The sequence below is a fragment of the Streptomyces sp. NPDC006197 genome, assembly GCF_040613865.1.
Lineage (GTDB): Bacteria > Actinomycetota > Actinomycetes > Streptomycetales > Streptomycetaceae > Streptomyces.
Genome location: NZ_JBEXSZ010000035.1, coordinates 1 through 16,930 on the forward strand (window position 1 = coordinate 1; position 16,930 = coordinate 16,930).

The following is a 16,930-nucleotide window of genomic DNA, read 5'->3' on the forward strand; positions in this document are numbered from 1 at the left end:
CCTGCTTGCCCTTCAGCATGTCGCTGAGGGACTTCAGCGGACGGTTGCCGGGGCCCGTCACCGGGCGACCGCGACGGCCGTTGTCGAAGAGGGCGCCGCACCGGCGTCATTTCCGGGACCTCTTCCCGTGGGCGCTCAGCCCCGCAGGGCCGCGCGGAGCTCCGGTTCGAGCACGGCGGGACCGCGCGTCGCGAGGGCGGTCAGCGGATCGGTCCGCGAGAGCCCGGAGAGCAGCCGCTGCCCGATCGGCCCTCAGCCGCTGGAGCTGGAACACGAGCTGGAGCTCGAACTCGAACACGAGCTGGAGCTTCCGCAGCTCGATCCGCCACCGGAGCCGCCGCAGCTCGACCCGCCACCGGAGCAGGAACCCGAGGAACAGGACCCGGACGAGCAGGAACCGCCGCCCGAGCAGGAGCTCCCGCCCCCTCCTCCGCAGGAGCTGTTGGTCGCGCACCACTCGGTCGCCACCCCGAGGACGGCCGCGTCCGAGGACGAGAAGTGCGACGGCGAGGGCCGCCTGCCGCGCCCGTTCCGCCGCCGCGGCGGTGCGTGGAACCGGGCGGCGGCGACGAGCTGCTCCCGGAGGACCGGGTCCGGCACGGCCCGTAGCCCGTGCAGGGCCACGAGGTGCCCGGCGTCGGCGAGATGGCCGTGCGCCCTCCCGTACGCGAAGACCGCACGGCGGCCGGCCGAGGTGACCTGCCCGGCGGAGATCGAACCGCAGACGATCGCGGTGATCCCGGCGGCGACCAGCACCGGCAGCACCTTGATGACGAACGGGAGCCGGAACCCCGGGTCGTCGGCGAAGTCGATCACGGTGAGGAGGATCGAGACCGGGAAGAGCACGAAGGCCGTCAGCCCGAGGGTGACGCACCAGCGGGCCGTGGTCCGCCGCGTCGCCGGCGCGACGATCAGCCTGCGCGCCGCGAGGCCGTCGCCGATCTCCTGGACCGCCGGGTGCCGCATCACGCCGAGACGCAGGTGGTGCAGGGCCCCGTGTGGGGCGGCGGCGTGCTCCTGGAGGACGGCGCGCTCCACCGGGTCGTACGCGGTGGGGCGGACGACCGCGACGATGCCGGGGCCGCCGATCGCGATCCTGCCGTCCGCCTGGAGGGCGGTGAGCGCGGTGTCGACGACGCGGGCCGGGCCGCCGTTGAGGAAGGCGACCTCGTACCGGTCGTGGACGGGCCCGCCGGGACCGCCGCGCGTCCGGACGACCCGGGTGATGACGAGGGCGATGCCGACGGCGCCCGCGAGGTAGACGAGGACGAGCAGGAAGTCCATGGTCATCTCCCCACGAGGGCGTGGCGGGCGGCCCGTACGAGCCGGGCGGCACGGCCCGGCGGGCGGCTGCCGGAACGGTCCTGCCACCACTCCGTGAGCCGCTGCCGCGCCGCCGGGTCCTCCGGCCGGCCGGCGAGCAGCAGGTGCTCGACGAAGTCGAGCGCGTCCCGGCGGTAGCCGCCGGTCATGGGGCGGGACCGGGCGTACGCGAGGAACGCGGGCCGGAAGCCCTTGCCGAGGATCTCCGGGAGCTCCGGCGCGACCTTCGCGACGACCCCGGCCCGCTTGGCCGCGAGGGCACGGCTCTGGACCCCGATCCGACGGGTGTCGAAGCCTTCGGGGACGGGGGTTCCGGCGACGAGCGCGGAGAAGAGGGCGGCCTGGGTGACGGCCAGGCGCTGGCGGGCGGCGTCGCACGCGACGGGCTCGGGCTCCTGGAAGACCAGGGCATTCGGCATCGGGCCGCCCGAGGCCCTTGCGCCGGCGCCGATCAGGAGCGGGGCTCGTCGGGGCGCGGGTCCGAGGGAACGGGCGCCGTGCGCGTGGGCCGTGCCCACCCGTTCCGCCCTTGCGGAACGTATGCCCACAGCGGCAATCGCGCGCAGTTCGTCCGCAAGCTCCTCCGCGGGCGGGAAGTCGTCGTCGCGCTCAAGGAGCACCCCCGGCGGCGACACCCGCGACGCGAGGTCCGCCAGGATATCCAGCACCGGCCCCGGCACGGGATGCGCGTGGGTGTCGTGCCAGACGCCGTCCCGCTCGACACCGCCCGCCACGTGCACGTAGGCGATCGCCTCGACCGGCAGCTCGGACAGGGCCCGCGCCGGGTCCTCGCCCCGGTTGACGTGGTTGGTGTGCAGGTTGGCGACGTCGACGAGGAGCCGTACCCCCGTACGCTCCACCAGCTCCGCCAGGAACTGCCCCTCCGTCATCTCCTCGCCCGGCCAGGCGATCAGGGCCGCGATGTTCTCCAGGGCGAGCGGCACGGGCAGCGCGTCCTGCGCGATGCGCACGTTCTCGCAGAGCACGTCGAGGGCGTCCCGCGTGCGGGGCACGGGCAGCAGGTGGCCCGCTTCGAGCAGCGGGGTCGCGGTGAGCGGCCCCCCGGCCCGTACGAACGCGATGTGCTCCGTGACCAGCGGCGCCCCCAGGGCCACCGCCTTCTCGCCGAGCGCCGCGAGCCGTGCCGGGTCCGGCCGGTCCGCGCCGCCGAGTCCGAGCGAGACGCCGTGCGGCACGACCGTCACGCCGCGCTCGCGCAACCGGGTCAGCGAATCGGGCAGGTGGTCCGCGCAGATGTTCTCCGCGACGACCTCCACCCAGTCGACGCCGGGCAGCGCCTCCACCGCCTCCGCGATCTCGGGGCGCCAGCCGATGCCGATGCCGAGTTCCGTCATGTCCCCCTCCTTCGGTCCTCAGTCCCTGACGTGATGGCCCGGGCGACACCATCCGAACCGCGAGGGGCCCAGGTTCAGAGCTTCATTTGAGCTTCGGCCGCCACCCAGACGTGCAGGGCGTCGCCGGACTCGGACGTCGTCGCCCAGGCGCCGCACCCGAGTGCGGTCGGCTGACCGGAGGGCGGGGACGGGTAGCCGATGGGCCGGAGGCCGTGCGTTCCTGTGGTGTCGAGCAGCCAGTGCCGGACCTCGCCCCACTCGTCGTCGCTCTCCACGGTCGAGACGACGAGGGTCGTCTCGTCCACGAAGCCGCCCGCCCAGTCCCAGTAGACGGGCGCCTCGTCCTCGTCGTCCTCGTCGCCCGACGGGGCTTCGGGGTGCGGCGGAAGCACCGACTCGGCGTCCCATTCCAGCCCCTCCACCAGCCGGCCGTCGAAGTCGCGGACGGAGAGCTGGTCCTGGTCGTGGGAGACCGTCATGAGCCGCTCGCCCGAGGGGCTCACGTCCACCAGGCAGAGGTCGCCCTCCACGTACGTGACGTCCAGCCGCTCTCCGTCCCAGTCGCCCAGGCGCAGTGGCGCGCCGTCCTGGCCCTCGCCGATGCTGAGGCCCATCCGACGGGGATCGGTCGGGTGGGGGAGGTGGAAGCTGCCGGCCGCCGCGGCCTCGGCGTTGCCACGGGCGAGCACACGACCGTCGCCGGCGTCGATCACCAGCCATTCGTCGACGGTGTCCGGGTTCAGCTCGCCCTCGGGCAACGGGCCGCGCACATGGGCCCAGACGAGCTTCCCGTCCGCGGAGAAGCCGACCGAGCCCCCGTCCGGGTAGCGGTGGTCCCGCTCCTGCGCGTACTCCTCGTACGACTCGTGCATCTCCCGGCAGGCGCCGTACCAGCATCCGTGCCGGACCTCCCAGCGCGTCGCCCCCGACGGCTCCACGGCGCGCACCGCGTGCACCCCGGCGAAGACGGCCAGGCCCGCGTCCGGCGCCACCTCCCAGGTCCCGCGGCGGCGCGGCCAGGGGGCGGGGAAACGGACCTCCGCCCCCGGGACCGCGGCGAAGGCGTCGTCCAGGGGCCGCGCCACGACCTCCTCGTCGCTCGCCTGGACGAGCATCCTGCGCCCCGGCAGGCCCGCGATCTGCGGCGGACCGGCCTCGGGCGAGGACAGGGGGGCGGGGACGGCGGCCCGGAGCCGGGCGGGAACGGACATGCGAATCTCCTCGAAGTGCACGATCCGCCGCACGCTACGGCACGGGTCCGACACCCGGTTGCCCGGCCACCGGCCCGCCGGGGCGGCCGTCGGTCAGGCCCGGGGGAGCCGCAGCCGCGGGGCGAAGCGCGTACCGCCCTCGGACACCACCGTGCACGAACCCGGGGCGATCTCCGTGAAGCCCGCGTCCCGCACCACCGGGAGGCCGCTCGCCGTCAGCTCCGACCAGTCCTCGGCCGTCGCGGTCCGCACCGCGAGCGGGAAGCCCGCCTCGCGCCAGGCCTTCCGGTCGGCGTCCGGCATCGCCCACCACAGCAGCTGCGCCCCGTGTCCGGCCTGGGCCATCGCCTTGCCGGCCGACATGTCGAGCTCCGGGTTGAACCACAGCACCACCGCACCCTCCGGCACGGGACCGGGCGCGGCCGGGTCGTCGAGGTCGGTGCCCGACACCTGGAGCTTGGCCAGCTCCTTGGGCCAGCCGTCGAGCGGGACCGGCGGGAAGACCCGTACCTCCGCCTCCGTACCGCCGACCGTGATCCCGGGGAGGGCGCCCGCGCGGCGCCACTCCGCGCCGCGCGCCCGGCGCACCACCTTGCGGATCCGGGCGTCCTGCCAGTCGGCGATCGCCCGCGCCCACTCGCCCTCGCCGAGGGAACGGTCGTCGGTCAGGATCTCCAGGACGGCCCGCGCCGCGGTCTCCAGGGCGTCGGTGCGGCTCGGGGGCGCGTCGCGCTCGATCCGGACGACCAGGGGGAGGACGAACTGGGGCTTCTCGTCGCGGAGATCGGTCTCGTTGCTGCTCACCCGGCAAGTCTGCCACCCGGGTGAGGAGCGATTCTTGTGGGAATCATCGCTTCCGGGCCAGGATGCCCCTCATGAAGAGCGATCTTTTTGCCGGCGAACACCTCGCCGAGGCGGCGGCCTTCCCGGGGATGACCCTCCAGAACGCCAAGTCGGTCAAGTACACGGTGAACGGCGAGATGCACGCCCGCCAGGGTTCGATGATCGCCTTCCGCGGCGACCTCCAGTTCGAGCGCAAGGGCCAGGGCATCGGCGGCATGCTCAAGCGCGCCGTCACCGGCGAGGGCCTGCCGCTGATGGCCGTACGCGGCCAGGGCGAGGCCTGGTTCGCGCACGAGGCGCAGAACTGCTTCATCGTCGAGATCGAGCAGGGCGAGGCCTTCACCGTCAACGGCCGCAACGTGCTCTGCTTCGACTCCACGCTCCACTACGAGATCAGGACCGTGAAGGGCGCCGGCATGACCGGCGGCGGCCTTTTCAACTCCGTCTTCTCCGGCCACGGCAAGATCGCCCTGATGTGCGAGGGCAACCCGATCGTCATCCCCGTCACCCCGCAGGCCCCGGTGTACGTCGACACCGACGCCGTCGTCGGCTGGAGCGAGCAGCTCCACACCTCCCTGCACCGCTCGCAGTCGCTCGGCTCGATGATCCGCGGCGGCTCGGGCGAGGCGGTGCAGCTCAAGCTGGAGGGGCAGGGCTTCGTCGTCGTCCGGCCGAGCGAGCTCACCCCGCAGAAGAACTCCTCGAATTGAGGCTGGAGCACGTCGGGCGGCGGCACGGCCTTCACGGGCCGTGGGTGCTGCGGGAGGTCTCGCTCGACCTGCCCGCCGCCGCGCTCGTCCGGGTCGTCGGCGCCAACGGCACCGGCAAGTCCACGCTGCTCCGGCTGCTCGCCGGCGTCGACGCGCCCACCGAGGGCCGCGTCACCGGCCGGCCCGCCCGCACGGCATACGTCCCTGAGCGATTCCCGGTCGCCCTCCCCTTCACGGCCGTCGACTACCTGGTCCACCTCGGGCGCGTCCAGGGCCTCGGCCGGGCGGCGGCGCGGGCCCGGGCGGGGGAGTGGCTGGAGCGCTTCGGGGCCGGGGAGCATGCCGAAACCGGGCTCGCGGAGCTCTCCAAGGGCACCAGCCAGAAGGTCGCCGTCGCCCAGGCCCTCCTCGCCGACCCGGCCCTGCTCGTCCTCGACGAGGCCTGGACCGGCCTCGACACCGGCGCCCGCGCCGAACTGGACACGGCCGTCCGCGAGCGCCTCGCGGCGGGCGCGACGGTCGTCTTCGTCGACCACGACCCACGACGGCTGGAGGGCGAGGCGGCGGTGGTGTACGGGGTGGAGGGCGGCCGGGTACGGGGGACGACGCCTCCCGCGCTCGCGGGGCCGGAGCTCGGAGTCTCGGCGGGCGGGCCCGAGTCCGTGGTGACGGCGGTCGGTCTTTCGGCGGGCGGGCCTGAGCCCGTGGTTACGGGCGCGGGTCTTCGGGAAGCTCGGTCCGGGCCCGCGGTGGCTGCGGCCGGTCTTTCGGTGGGCGGGCCCGAGTCCGTGGTGACGGGCGTGGGTCTTCGGGGGGCTCGGTCCGGGCCCGGGGCGACGGTGGGCGGTCTTTCGGCGGGCGGGTCCGGGCCCGCTCCCGCCGTGCCCCTGTCGGTGTCCGCTCCCGCCGCCCCCCGGCCCTCCGTCCGTATCGTCGTCTCCGGCGGACGGGCCCTCCCCGGCCTGCTGCCCGGCGATCCGGTGGTCGCCCCCGGCACCGACGGCGGCACCACCGTCCTCACCGTCGACGCGGCCCACTCCGACGCCCTCCTCGGCGCGCTGCTCGCCGCGTCCTGGCACGTCCACCACCTCGGCACCGAAGGCGTACGGGTATGACGGCGCTCCTGCGCTACCAGTCGGGTCTGCTGCTCCGGTCCCAGCGCTGGCTGGCCCCGCTGCTCCTCTACGCGGCTCTCGTCAGCGTCGGCGTCCAGGCAGGCGAGCCGGTGCTCGGGGCGCTCGGGTTCACCGCGGCCGCCCTGCTCCCGGTGTCCGCCTGGACCGTGCGGATCTGCCTCACCCAGGAGCCGCCCGCCGCCCGGAGCGTGGTCGCGGCGGCCGCCGGCTGGGGCCGCGCGCACCTCGCGGCGCTGCTCACCGGGGCCGCCTGGCCGGTGCTGGTCGGCACGGTCGCCGTGCTCGCGGTGACGGCGATCGGCGACCGGCGCGGGGTCACCCCGCTCGCCGCCGTCCTCACGGGGCTGCCGGCGGCCCTGGCCTGCGCCCTGACGGGAGCCGCCGTCGGCGCGCTGGCCTCCCGCCCCTTCCTCCGGGCTCCGGGCTGGTCCCTCGCCGCGCTCGTCCTCGGCTCCCTCCTCGCGCTCGTGACCACGGGGTCCCCGGCGAAGCTCGCGATGACCGTCCTGGTCACCGGGGCCCGCACGGCGACCGCCGAGCCGCCCTGGCTCGCCTGCGGCGGCGCGCTGCTCCTGGCGGCGGCGACGTCGGCGCTCGCGTGCAGGGCGACGGCGTGCCTGGAGTGAGGCGCCGGGTCAGCGGCTCATGAGCTCCGAGACCTTGACGAAGCGGTAGCCGCGGGCGCGGAGCTCCGGGACGATCCGGCGGATCGCCCGCTCGGTCACGGGGGCGGCGCTGCGCGTGCAGTGCATGACGACGAGCGAGCCGGGCTTCACGCCGTCGAGGACCTGGTCGGCGACGGCGTCCGCGTCCTTCGCGAAGGCGTCGCCGCTGACGACGTCCCACTGGACGGCGGTGACCCCGGCGGGGGCGAGGGCGCGCAGGGCCGCGTCGTCGTAGCAGCCGCCGGGGAAGCGGAAGTACGGGACGACGTTGACGGCCCCGGCGTCCCGGAAGGCGTCGAAGGCGCGCTGCACGTCGGAAGCCATGTCGGGGCGGGGGACGGTCGGCAGGCCGTAGCAGGGGGACGAGAAGGCGTAGTGGCTGTAGGAGTGGTTGGCGATCTCGAAGCGCGGATCGCCGCCGATGGACTTGGCCTGGTCCGGATACTCCTCCGCCCAGCGGCCGGTCATGAACACGGTCGCGTCCACCTTGAGGCGGCGCAGGGTGGCGATGAGCTCGGGGTTGTCGAAGTGCTCGCCGCGTGCGGCGCGGGGGCCCTGGTCGGCCGTCATGTCGGCGTCGAACGTGAGCGCGACGACCTTCTCGGTGCTCTTCACCCGGTGCGTGTAGACGGGGGTGAGGCCGCCGGGTCCGGGCGCCATGGTGGGCGGGACGGCGGGGACGCGCGCGGGCTTGGGGCCGGGGGCGGCCGCGCTGGCCTTGGGCGAGGGGCTCGCGACGACGGCCGCCTTCGGCTTCGGCGCCGGGGTTTCGGCCGCACCGCCGCCACAGCCGACGAGGGCGGTGCCCAGAAGACCGAGCACCGCCAATTTTCGTGCAGAAGTGTTCACGATCGGAAGTTAACCGATCAAAGTGATTATCGCTCGCGACTCGACAGCAGCAGCACCCGAGTCCACGCGCTGAGCTGACGCACCATCGCCTGCGCGTGCGCGGCCCGGTCCCGACGGAAGGGAAGGACGAGCAGGGCGGGCACGAAGGCGAGGGTCACGAGGAGCAGGGGCAGGGTCGCCACGAGGACGATGAGGGCGCGCTGGGCCCATCGGAGCGTACGCATGGGGTTCCTTCGGGGTAGTGGCCGGGACGGACCCCCACCGTCGGCGGCATCCGGTACGTTGCGAAAGCCGCAACCGTTGCCGGTGCGGTGGCAACGCTCTGGGGGAGGGTGCGATGACCGAAGTGGCCCGTGTGCAGGGGAGCTCCTCGGAGGTCGAGCGGGGAGAGGTCCCGGAGGTTGCGGCGCTCGGCAACGTGTTGAAGGAGCTGTTCAACAGGCTGGGCATCAGCCAGAACCAGTACGCGTACCGCGTCCACCTCGACAAGTCCGCCGTCTCCCGCTACCTCGCAGGCCGCCGCGTCGCGCCCCAGGACTTCATCGACCGCCTGGTCCGGGAGATCGAGGACCACGTCGGAGCGCCGCTCCAGCTGGAGGCGAAGGAGGCGCTGCGCGATCGGAGACTGGAGGCGCTGCGGGTCTGCAGCCCGGACGAGTACCGTCTTGAGAGCCTGCGGGACGAGCTGGCGCGCTCGCGCCGGGACACGGAGCGGGCCCACCGCAACATCGAGGCGCTGCACGCCCTCCTCGACAAGAAGGAGGCCGAGGCGCAGGACATCGCCGATGACCTCACCCGCCTCCGCCTGGACTGGGGCGCGGAGCGGACCGCCCTCGCCCGCGCGCAGGAGGACCTCCGCCACCAGGTCGAACAGCTCCGCCAGGACCTCCAGGACGCCGAGCATCTCCGGCAGGAGGCGGAACGCCACACCGCGGATCTGCGGGAGACGGTACTGCGCCTGGAGGAGGAGCTGTCGCGGACCGGTGCCGGTGACCTCCCGCTGGAGGCGTTCAAGAGCCGGCTGCTCGCGCTGTGGGACGAGGACGACTTCCCGGGGGCGGCACGAGAGCTGGCCGAGGCGGCGTGGTCGCGTCCGCTGGAGGAGGTGAGGGAGCTGCTGGGCTGGCTTCGGAAGAGCGTCGCGGTGACGACGGTCGAGACGTTCGTGGCCGACCTGGCACGGATGAGACATCTGGAGGACGTGCCGGCCATCGCCGAGGAGGTGGCGGGGATCGAGCAGAACAGGATTCGGAATGCCTGGGCATCCGCACTCTCCGCCCGGCTCACCGACCGCAACGCGGCTGCCGTCTACCAGGGGCTACGGAGCACACAGGGCGACCACGTACTGGGTGAGGCGTTGCGCCAGGTGGCGAGCGACGCCGACGCCGTCGCCCTCGTCCTGGCGGCTCTGGCAGGTTCGCCTTCCTCGGGGCGGCTGACGCGGACGTCGTTGGCACTGGTCCGCGCGCGGGGGAGGGACCGGCAGGCGCTGCGAGTCCTGGTCGGGCTCGCGGAGGCCGGAAGGCCCGACGTGGCGGCCCGCCTGCTCTTCTGTCTTCTGGAGATCCATCGGTTCGTGAGACTGGCTCAGCAGGTCCGTGCACTCGACGACGCACAGATCGACGTCCTGTTCGACCTGGTGACCCGGCTGGACGACACGGATCTCATGACCGCCTTCGCCATGGGGATGACCCTCGACCGCGCACTCCTCGACCGCCTGCTCACCATGATGGCCGCGCGGGGCCGGCTCGACCTCCTCGATCTGACCACCTTCGAGGAGCTGAAGACGGCCGTCACCCGCTGGCGCCGCTCACGTGGCCAGTAGTCGCGCCCGGCACTCCTTCACGTCGAAGTCCCCCGGCGGGTACCGCGGGTCCAGCTCCTCCAGGTGTTCGAGCAGCAGTCTGCTGATCGCCCAGTTGCGGTACCACTTGCGGTCCGCCGGGACCAGGTACCAGGGGGCCTCGTCCGTCGTGCAGCGTTCGAGGGCGAGCTCGTACGCCTGCTGGTACGCCGGCCACAGCGCCCGCTCCTCGATGTCGCCCGCGTTGAACTTCCAGTGCTTCTCGGGGTTGTCCAGGCGCGCGAGGAGCCGGGCGCGCTGTTCCTCGTACGACAGGTGGAGGAAGACCTTGACGAGGGTCACCCCGTCGTCGGCGAGCGACTTCTCGAAGCGGTTGATCTGGCCGTAGCGGCGGCCGAGCAGCCGGCGGGGGACCAGCTCCCGGACCCGGGTGATGAGGACGTCCTCGTAGTGCGAGCGGTCGAAGATGCCGATCTCGCCCGGCTGGGGGAGCTCCCGCTCGACCCGCCAGAGGAAGGGGTGGCTCCGCTCCTCCCTCGTCGGCGCCTTGAAGGCGTGGATGCGGCAGCCGGAGGGGTTGAAGAGGCCGATGACGTGCTTGACCGTGCCGCCCTTGCCGCTGGTGTCCATGCCCTGGAGGACGAGGAGCAGCCGCCGGCGGTCGCCGGCGGTGCTCGCCGCGTACAGCCGCTCCTGGAGGTCGGCGAGGCGCGGTCCGAGGGCGGCGGTGGCGGCCAGCCCCGCCGTCTTGTCGGCGGGGCCGGCCGGGGTCGCCCCCGCGTCGTACGCGGCGAGGTCGATCCGCTCGCCCTCGGGGATGCGCAGGAGATCGCGCAGCACGGGCTCGGGAGCCGGGGCCTTCCGCTTCTTCTTCCCGTCGTCTTTCTTCGGCATCCGTCGCCCCTTCCGCCGCGCCGATCGTCCTCTCCCGATCGTGCGACGGATCCCGGACGGCCGCTAGCTCAGCACCACGGGCCCGTCACCGCGAACGTCGTGCCCGGCGTGTAGCAGTTGACGTACATGGTCGAGCCGTCCGGGGAGAAGGTGACGCCCGCGAACTCGCCCCACTCCGGGGCGTCCGGGGTGCCGATGTTCTGCGCGCCCCTCGCGACCGCGTACACCTCGCCCTTCCGGCTCACCCCGAAGACGTGCTGCGCCCCGTCGCCGTCCTCGCAGACCATCAGGCCCCCGGTCGGCGCCAGACAGATGTTGTCCGGGGACTCGCCGGGGAGCCGGACGTCGGTGCTCGGGCCGAAGACCACCACGAGGGTGAGCCGCCGCCTGTGCGGTTCGTACTTCCACACCTGGCCGAAGTGCGTGGCCGCCGAGCCGTCCTTGGCCCGCGCGAAGGAGGACACGAAGTAGACGGCCCGGCCGCCCCAGTAGCAGCCCTCCAGCTTCTGGGCGTGCGTGATGCCCCTGGGCCCGAAGTCCTGGTGCCGGATCGGGGTCCCGGTCGCCAGCGGGTCGGGTACGGGGACCCACTCGACGCCCTCGAAGCGGGTGCCGGTCTCCTGGACGACGGAGAGGTCGGGCACGCCGGGCACCCGCATGGCCTCCAGGGCGCCGCCGGCGCGCAGCGAGCCGGTGCCGCCGAGCGGCTTCTCCGGCAGGAAGCGGTAGAAGAGCCCGAAGGGCCGTTCGAAGGCGTCCTCCGTCTCGTACACGATGCCGCTCGCGGGGTCGACGGCGATGGCCTCGTGCTGGAAGCGGCCCATCGCGGTGAGCGGGACGGCCCCGGTGCGGTGCGGGTCGGCTCCGTCGACCTCGAAGATGAAGCCGTGGTCCTTGGTGTAGCCGTTGGTGCCGGCCCGGTCCTCGGTCTCCTCGCAGGTCAGCCAGGTGTTCCACGGGGTGGGGCCGCCGGCGCAGTTGACCGCGGTCCCGGCGATGGCGACCCGCTCGCCGAGGACGTCGCCCCGGCCGTCGAGTTCGAGGACCGTGCAGCCGCCCTTGCCGGCCGGGTCGTAGGTGAGGCCCGGGACGGTGGGGACGGCGATCTTCCCGGTGACCCGGTTCTCGTGGTTGCGGACGAGGTGCACCCGGCCGCGGCGTCCGGCGAAGGCGCCCATGCCGTCGTGGTTGCTGGGGACGAGGCCCTCGCCGGAGCGGAGCGGGTCGCCCTGCCGGGAGAGGACCTTGTAGCGGAAGCCGGCCGGGAGGTCGAGCAGACCGTCCGGGTCCGGTACGAGGGGGCCGTAGCCTCCCCGGCGGCTCGCGGCCGCGGCGCTTCCGGCTGCCGCGGCGCTTCCGGCGAAGAGTTCGGAGAGGGCGCCCGTGAAGGCGATCCCGGCGACGGACGCGCCGGTGCGGGAGAGGATCTGACGTCGCGTTGCGGACATGAGGCAACCACTTCCTGTTGGCGGACAGGTGTGTGTGATGTGACGTGTGACCCGCACGTGTGTATCACGCACCCTCGTGGCACGTGAACCATGCGGGCCACAACTGCCCCGTGTGGCGTGTGTTCTGATCTGGCGTCAGGCCAGTTCGGCGGTGAGGGTGATGGTCGTGCCCGTGAGCGCCTGGCTGACCGGGCAGTTCTTCTTCGCGTCCTCGGCGAGCGCCTGGAACTCGTCCGCGTCCAGGCCGGAGACCGTGCCGCGCACGGTCAGGTGGATGCCGGTGATGCCCTCGCCCGGCTGGAACGTGACGTCGGCCTTCGTCTCCAGGCGCTCGGGGGCGTGGCCCGCCTTGGCCAGACCGTTGGAGAAGGCCATCGAGAAGCAGGAGGAGTGCGCGGCGGCGATGAGCTCCTCGGGGCTGGTCTTGCCGTTGGGCTCCTCGGTCCGGGCCGGCCAGGAGACGTCGTACGAACCGAGACCGGAGGAGTCGAGGGTGACGACGCCGGAGCCCTTGAGGAGGTCGCCCTGCCAGACGGTGTGGGCGTGACGCACGGTGGCCATGGTGGATCCCTTTCGATCGGGTACGGCCCCCAAGCTACTGCGCGACGAGCCCCTTCGCGTCGCGGGCGAGCGCGGTGAGCCGCGAGATCGCCCGGAAGTACTTCTTGCGGTAGCCGCCGTTCAGCATCTCCTCGCTGAACAGCTTGTCGAAGGGGAGGCCGGAGGCGAGCACGGGTATCTCGCGGTCGTAGAGCCGGTCGGCGAGGACGACGAGCCGCAGCGCCGTGGACTGGTCCGGGACCGGCTGGACGTCGGTGAGGCAGACGGCGCTGAGCTCGTCCGTGAGGGCGCCGTACCGGCTCGGGTGAACCCTGGCCAGGTGTTCGAGCAGGTGCGGGAAGTCGTCGAGGGAGGCGCCCGGCGTCGCGTACGCGGTCTGGGTGACCACCTGGTCGGAGTACGGGGACGGGGCCTCGGGCAGACCGCGGTGGCGGTAGTCCTCGCCGTCGATCCGCAGCGGCCGGAAGTGGGCGGAGAGGCCCTGGATCTCGCGGAGGAAGTCGGCGGCGGCGAAGCGGCCCTCGCCGAGCTTGCCCGGGAGCGTGTTCGAGGTGGCGGCGAGGGCCACGCCCGACTCGACGAGCTTGCCGAGCAGGCTGGAGACGAGGACGGTGTCGCCCGGGTCGTCGAGCTCGAACTCGTCGATGCAGAGGAGGCGGTGTCCGCTGAGCGTCTTCACGGTCTGCTGGAAGCCGAGCGCGCCGACCAGGTTGGTCAGCTCGACGAAGGTGCCGAACGCCTTCAGCGCGGGCTCCGCGGGGGTCGCGTGCCACAGCGAGGCGAGCAGGTGGGTCTTGCCGACGCCGTACCCGCCGTCCAGGTAGACCCCGCGGGGGCCGCTCGGGGTGGCCGGCTTCCTCGCGAACCAGCGGCGCTTGCCGGCGCCGGAGGCGTGCGCTCCGCCGAGGCCCTCGGCGAAGGCGCTCAGGGCCTTGACGGCGTCCGTCTGGCTCGGCTGGTTCGGGTCGGGCAGGTAGGTGTCGAAGCGGACGGAGTCGAAGCGCGGCGGCGGCACCATCTCCGCGACGAGACGGTCGGCGGGGACGTGGGGCTCTCGGGAGCAGAGCGAGAGCGGGGCCGCTTCGGTGGAAGCCGCTTCGGTGAAGGCACGGGTCGACACAGTTCCCCACTGTAAGCGCCGTGCCAGACTGCGAGGATGCGCCAGCTCTTCCCTGTGACGGACATGACAGCCCAGCCCCTCCTCGCCTCCGACCGGGAATGGTCCCTGGACGAGCTCGCCGACGCCTACGCGTATCCGGAGGGCGGCGGCACCTGGCTGCGGGCCAACATGGTCTCCTCGCTCGACGGTGCCGGTCAGCACGACGGGCGCTCCCGGCCGCTCTCCTCCGAGGCCGACATGCGGATCTTCGGCATCCTGCGCGGGCTCGCCGACGTGGTCGTGGTGGGCGCGGAGACGGTCCGCCTGGAGGGCTACCGCCCGGCCCGGGCGCGGGAGGCCTTCATGGACCGCCGGGCCGCCGCGGGACAGGGCCCGGCGCCCGTGATCGCCGTGGTCAGCGCCTCCCTCGACCTGGACTTCTCGCTGCCGCTCTTCACCGAGCCGCTGGTGCCGACCGTGGTCCTCACCGGCTCCGGCGCGCCCGCCGACCGGATCCGGGCGGCCCGGGAGGCGGGCGCCGAGGTGCTCTTCGCGGGCGACGGGGCCCGGGTGATGCCGGCCCGTGCGGTGGCGGTGCTCGCGGAGCGCGGGCTGCGCCGCCAGCTGACCGAGGGCGGGCCCCGGCTGCTCGGCCAGTTCGTGGGGGCGGACGTCCTGGACGAGCTGTGTCTGACGATCTCGCCGACGATGACGGCGGGTGACGCCCAACGGATCGCCGGGGGTCCCGCGGTGGCCGTCCCGACACGCTTCCAGGTGGCTTCCGTGCTGGAGCAGGACGGCTTCCTCTTCACCCGCTACGGTCGGATCTGACAATCGGCGGAATTTGCCGTTCCGCTTAGCGCCGGCTGGGCACACTTACTGTCGCAGACCCCGTGCGGGCACGGGGAAGGATGGTTTCCGCAGAAGGGCTCCGGAGTTGTTCACAAGCGTTCTGATGATCGAGAAGCCCCTCACGTCCGTCGACGTGGAATTCGTCACCACCCTGCACGGCGACGAGGGCGTGTCCTTCATCGTTCTCATGCAGCCGCGTGGTGACCAGGCCGATGTACTGCTGCGTGCCATCGACGACGTCGCCCTGGGCGAGCTCAAGGACGCCGCCCGGGAGGGCGACGAACCGGAGGGCAAGGCGGCCAGGGTTCCCGCCGAGCAGGCCCTGGAGGTCTCGCTCCAGGCCCTGAGGAAGGCCGGCTGCGAAGCGGTCGGCCAGGTCGTCGAGGACCACCCGCTCGACAAGATGAAGGCGGTGGTCGACGAGTCGGAGGCGGACGAGGTGATCGTTCTCACCGCCCCGCACTACGTGGAGGAGTTCTTCCACCGGGACTGGGCCTCCCGGGCCCGCCACAAGGTCGGCGTCCCCGTCCTGAAGCTCTTCGCCCACAGCGAGTAACGGCCGTCCCGTGTCCGCGCCCCGTGCAGGGGGCGCGGACACGGGCTGCCGCCCGCGCGGACCCGTGCCGCCCGCGCGGACCCGGGCCGCCCGCGCGGACCCGCGCAGACCCGCGCCGCCCGTGCGGACACGGGCCGCCGACCGCCGGAGCCCCGGCCGGGAGCCACTAGGCTGGAGGCTTCCAGAACCACCACCCCGGGGAGAGATCCGCATGGCACCCGCCATTCCCGCCGCCATGGAACGGCCGCACTTCATCGGCATCGGCGGTGCCGGGATGTCTGGCATCGCGAAGATCCTCGCCCAGCGCGGCGCCAAGGTCGCCGGCAGCGACGCCAAGGAGTCCGCGACCGCCGAGTCGCTGCGCGCCCTTGGCGCCACCGTGCACATCGGCCACGCCGCCGAGCACCTCGCCGACGACGCCTCCGCCGTCGTCGTCTCCAGCGCCATCCGCGCCGACAACCCCGAGCTGGCCCGCGCCGCCGAGCTCGGCATCCCCGTCGTCCACCGCTCCGACGCCCTCGCCTCCCTCATGGACGGCCTGAGCGCGATCGCCGTCGCCGGCACGCACGGCAAGACGACCACCACCTCCATGCTGGCCGTCGCGCTCACCGAGCTCGGCCTCGACCCCTCGTACGCCATCGGCGGCGACCTCGCGGGCCCCGGCACGAACGCCCGGCACGGCGACGGCGAGCTCTTCGTCGCCGAGGCCGACGAAAGCGACCGCAGCTTCCAGAAGTACGACCCCGACGTGGCGATCGTCCTCAACGTCGAGCTGGACCACCACGCGAACTACGCGTCGATGGACGAGATCTACGAGTCCTTCGAGGCCTTCGCCGCCAAGATCCGCCCGGGCGGCACCCTGGTCGTCGGCGAGCACGCGGGCGCCCGCGAGCTGGCCGGACGGGTCTCCGGGAACAAGGACCTGACCGTGCTCACCGTGGGTGAGCGCGAGGGCTCCGACGTCCGGATCCGCCGGATCACCCCCAAGGGCATGACGAGCGAGGTCGCCGTCGTCATGCCGGACCTGGACGAGGAGATCGTCTTCACGGTCTCCGTGCCCGGCCGCCACTACGCCCACAACGCCGCCGCCGCCCTCGCCGCCGGCTCCCGCGCCGGCATCGACCCGCGCGAGCTCGCCCAGGCCCTCACCGCCTACACCGGCGTCGGCCGCCGCCTCCAGCTCAAGGGCGAGGCCAAGGGCGTCCAGGTCATCGACTCGTACGCGCACCACCCCACCGAGATGACCGCCGACCTGGAGGCCATGCGCGGCGCCGCCGGGGCCTCCCGCCTCCTCGTCGTCTTCCAGCCGCACCTCTTCTCCCGCACCCAGGAGCTGGGCAAGGAGATGGGCGACGCGCTGGCCCTCGCCGACGCCTCCGTCGTCCTCGACATCTACCCGGCCCGCGAGGACCCGATCCCGGGCGTCACCAGCGAGCTGATCATCGCGGCGGCCCGCGCCGCCGGCGCCGACGTCACCCCCGTCCACGACAAGGCCACCGTCCCGGACGTGATCGCGGGAATGGCCGGCCCCGGCGACCTCGTTCTCACGATGGGCGCGGGCGACGTCACGGACCTCGGTCCGAAGATCCTCGCCCGCCTGTCGAACTGAGGGAGTGGACGAACG

General features: G+C 73.3%; 16 protein-coding genes and 1 pseudogene. 7 read left to right on the top strand and 10 right to left on the bottom strand.

Features of this window, described 5'->3' with window-relative positions; translation table 11 throughout:
• Positions 1-252: 252 nt before the first annotated feature.
• The 4 genes from ABZ318_RS13840 to ABZ318_RS13855 form a co-directional block, all read right to left on the bottom strand.
• Positions 253-1,284, bottom strand: a complete 1,032-nt coding sequence (locus ABZ318_RS13840) for a TIGR04222 domain-containing membrane protein (RefSeq protein ID WP_356902677.1) — start codon at positions 1,282-1,284, stop codon at positions 253-255.
• A gap of 2 nt (positions 1,285-1,286) precedes the next feature.
• Positions 1,287-2,678: a DUF692 family multinuclear iron-containing protein gene (locus ABZ318_RS13845; RefSeq protein WP_356902678.1), complete on the bottom strand. Its 1,392-nt coding sequence runs from the start codon at positions 2,676-2,678 to the stop codon at positions 1,287-1,289.
• Positions 2,679-2,752: 74 nt separating this feature from the next.
• Positions 2,753-3,889: a hypothetical protein gene (locus ABZ318_RS13850; RefSeq protein WP_356902679.1), complete on the bottom strand. Its 1,137-nt coding sequence runs from the start codon at positions 3,887-3,889 to the stop codon at positions 2,753-2,755.
• A 93-nt stretch (positions 3,890-3,982) separates the two neighbouring features.
• On the bottom strand, positions 3,983-4,693 hold the full coding sequence (locus tag ABZ318_RS13855; protein WP_356902680.1) for a peptidyl-tRNA hydrolase: 711 nt from the start codon (positions 4,691-4,693) through the stop codon (positions 3,983-3,985).
• A gap of 71 nt (positions 4,694-4,764) precedes the next feature.
• Here ABZ318_RS13855 and ABZ318_RS13860 point away from each other — a divergent pair, with 71 nt between their 5' ends.
• From ABZ318_RS13860 to ABZ318_RS13870, 3 genes and pseudogenes are all read left to right on the top strand, one after another.
• Positions 4,765-5,442 carry an AIM24 family protein gene (locus ABZ318_RS13860; protein ID WP_356902681.1) on the top strand — a complete coding sequence of 226 codons (678 nt, stop codon included), beginning with the start codon at positions 4,765-4,767 and terminating at the stop codon, positions 5,440-5,442.
• A pseudogene (locus tag ABZ318_RS13865) lies at positions 5,439-5,993 on the top strand (ATP-binding cassette domain-containing protein); the annotation flags it as partial. The gene ABZ318_RS13860 and the pseudogene ABZ318_RS13865, both read left to right, overlap by 4 nt.
• Before the next feature lie 560 nt (positions 5,994-6,553).
• Positions 6,554-7,204, top strand: a complete 651-nt coding sequence (locus ABZ318_RS13870; protein ID WP_356902683.1) for an ABC transporter — start codon at positions 6,554-6,556, stop codon at positions 7,202-7,204.
• 9 nt (positions 7,205-7,213) lie between these two features.
• Here ABZ318_RS13870 and ABZ318_RS13875 read toward each other — a convergent pair whose 3' ends face one another.
• Together ABZ318_RS13875 and ABZ318_RS13880 are read right to left on the bottom strand one after the other, a co-directional pair.
• Positions 7,214-8,092: a polysaccharide deacetylase family protein gene (locus ABZ318_RS13875; RefSeq protein ID WP_356902684.1), complete on the bottom strand. Its 879-nt coding sequence runs from the start codon at positions 8,090-8,092 to the stop codon at positions 7,214-7,216.
• 26 nt (positions 8,093-8,118) lie between these two features.
• Positions 8,119-8,316: a hypothetical protein gene (locus tag ABZ318_RS13880; RefSeq protein WP_352018752.1), complete on the bottom strand. Its 198-nt coding sequence runs from the start codon at positions 8,314-8,316 to the stop codon at positions 8,119-8,121.
• Between the two features lie 113 nt (positions 8,317-8,429).
• On the opposite strand from ABZ318_RS13880, the gene ABZ318_RS13885 reads away from it, so the two are divergent.
• Complete coding sequence (locus ABZ318_RS13885) at positions 8,430-9,917, top strand: helix-turn-helix domain-containing protein (RefSeq protein WP_356902685.1); 1,488 nt, start codon at positions 8,430-8,432, stop codon at positions 9,915-9,917.
• Here the strand turns inward: ABZ318_RS13885 and ABZ318_RS13890 are convergent.
• The 4 genes from ABZ318_RS13890 to zapE form a co-directional block, all read right to left on the bottom strand.
• Positions 9,903-10,790, bottom strand: coding sequence for a PPK2 family polyphosphate kinase (locus tag ABZ318_RS13890; RefSeq protein ID WP_356902686.1), 888 nt, complete (start codon positions 10,788-10,790; stop codon positions 9,903-9,905). The two genes, ABZ318_RS13885 and ABZ318_RS13890, sit on opposite strands and share 15 nt — an antisense overlap.
• A gap of 68 nt (positions 10,791-10,858) precedes the next feature.
• Complete coding sequence (locus tag ABZ318_RS13895; protein ID WP_356902687.1) at positions 10,859-12,238, bottom strand: alkaline phosphatase PhoX; 1,380 nt, start codon at positions 12,236-12,238, stop codon at positions 10,859-10,861.
• A gap of 135 nt (positions 12,239-12,373) precedes the next feature.
• Positions 12,374-12,799 (bottom strand): OsmC family protein, encoded by a 426-nt coding sequence (locus ABZ318_RS13900; protein ID WP_356902688.1) that lies wholly within the window; start codon positions 12,797-12,799, stop codon positions 12,374-12,376.
• A 34-nt stretch (positions 12,800-12,833) separates the two neighbouring features.
• Positions 12,834-13,919, bottom strand: coding sequence for a cell division protein ZapE (gene zapE / locus ABZ318_RS13905; RefSeq protein WP_356902689.1), 1,086 nt, complete (start codon positions 13,917-13,919; stop codon positions 12,834-12,836).
• 36 nt (positions 13,920-13,955) lie between these two features.
• Between zapE and ABZ318_RS13910 the strand changes: the two genes are divergently transcribed.
• The 3 genes from ABZ318_RS13910 (at position 13,956) to murC (ending at position 16,915) form a co-directional block, all read left to right on the top strand.
• A complete protein-coding gene (locus ABZ318_RS13910) occupies positions 13,956-14,729 on the top strand; it encodes a pyrimidine reductase family protein (protein ID WP_356902690.1) in 774 nt (257 codons plus the stop codon).
• A gap of 106 nt (positions 14,730-14,835) precedes the next feature.
• Positions 14,836-15,306 (top strand): indole-3-glycerol phosphate synthase, encoded by a 471-nt coding sequence (locus ABZ318_RS13915; RefSeq protein ID WP_356902691.1) that lies wholly within the window; start codon positions 14,836-14,838, stop codon positions 15,304-15,306.
• Positions 15,307-15,517: 211 nt separating this feature from the next.
• Positions 15,518-16,915 carry a UDP-N-acetylmuramate--L-alanine ligase gene (murC, locus tag ABZ318_RS13920; protein ID WP_356902692.1) on the top strand — a complete coding sequence of 466 codons (1,398 nt, stop codon included), beginning with the start codon at positions 15,518-15,520 and terminating at the stop codon, positions 16,913-16,915.
• The last annotated feature ends 15 nt before the right edge of the window (positions 16,916-16,930 follow it).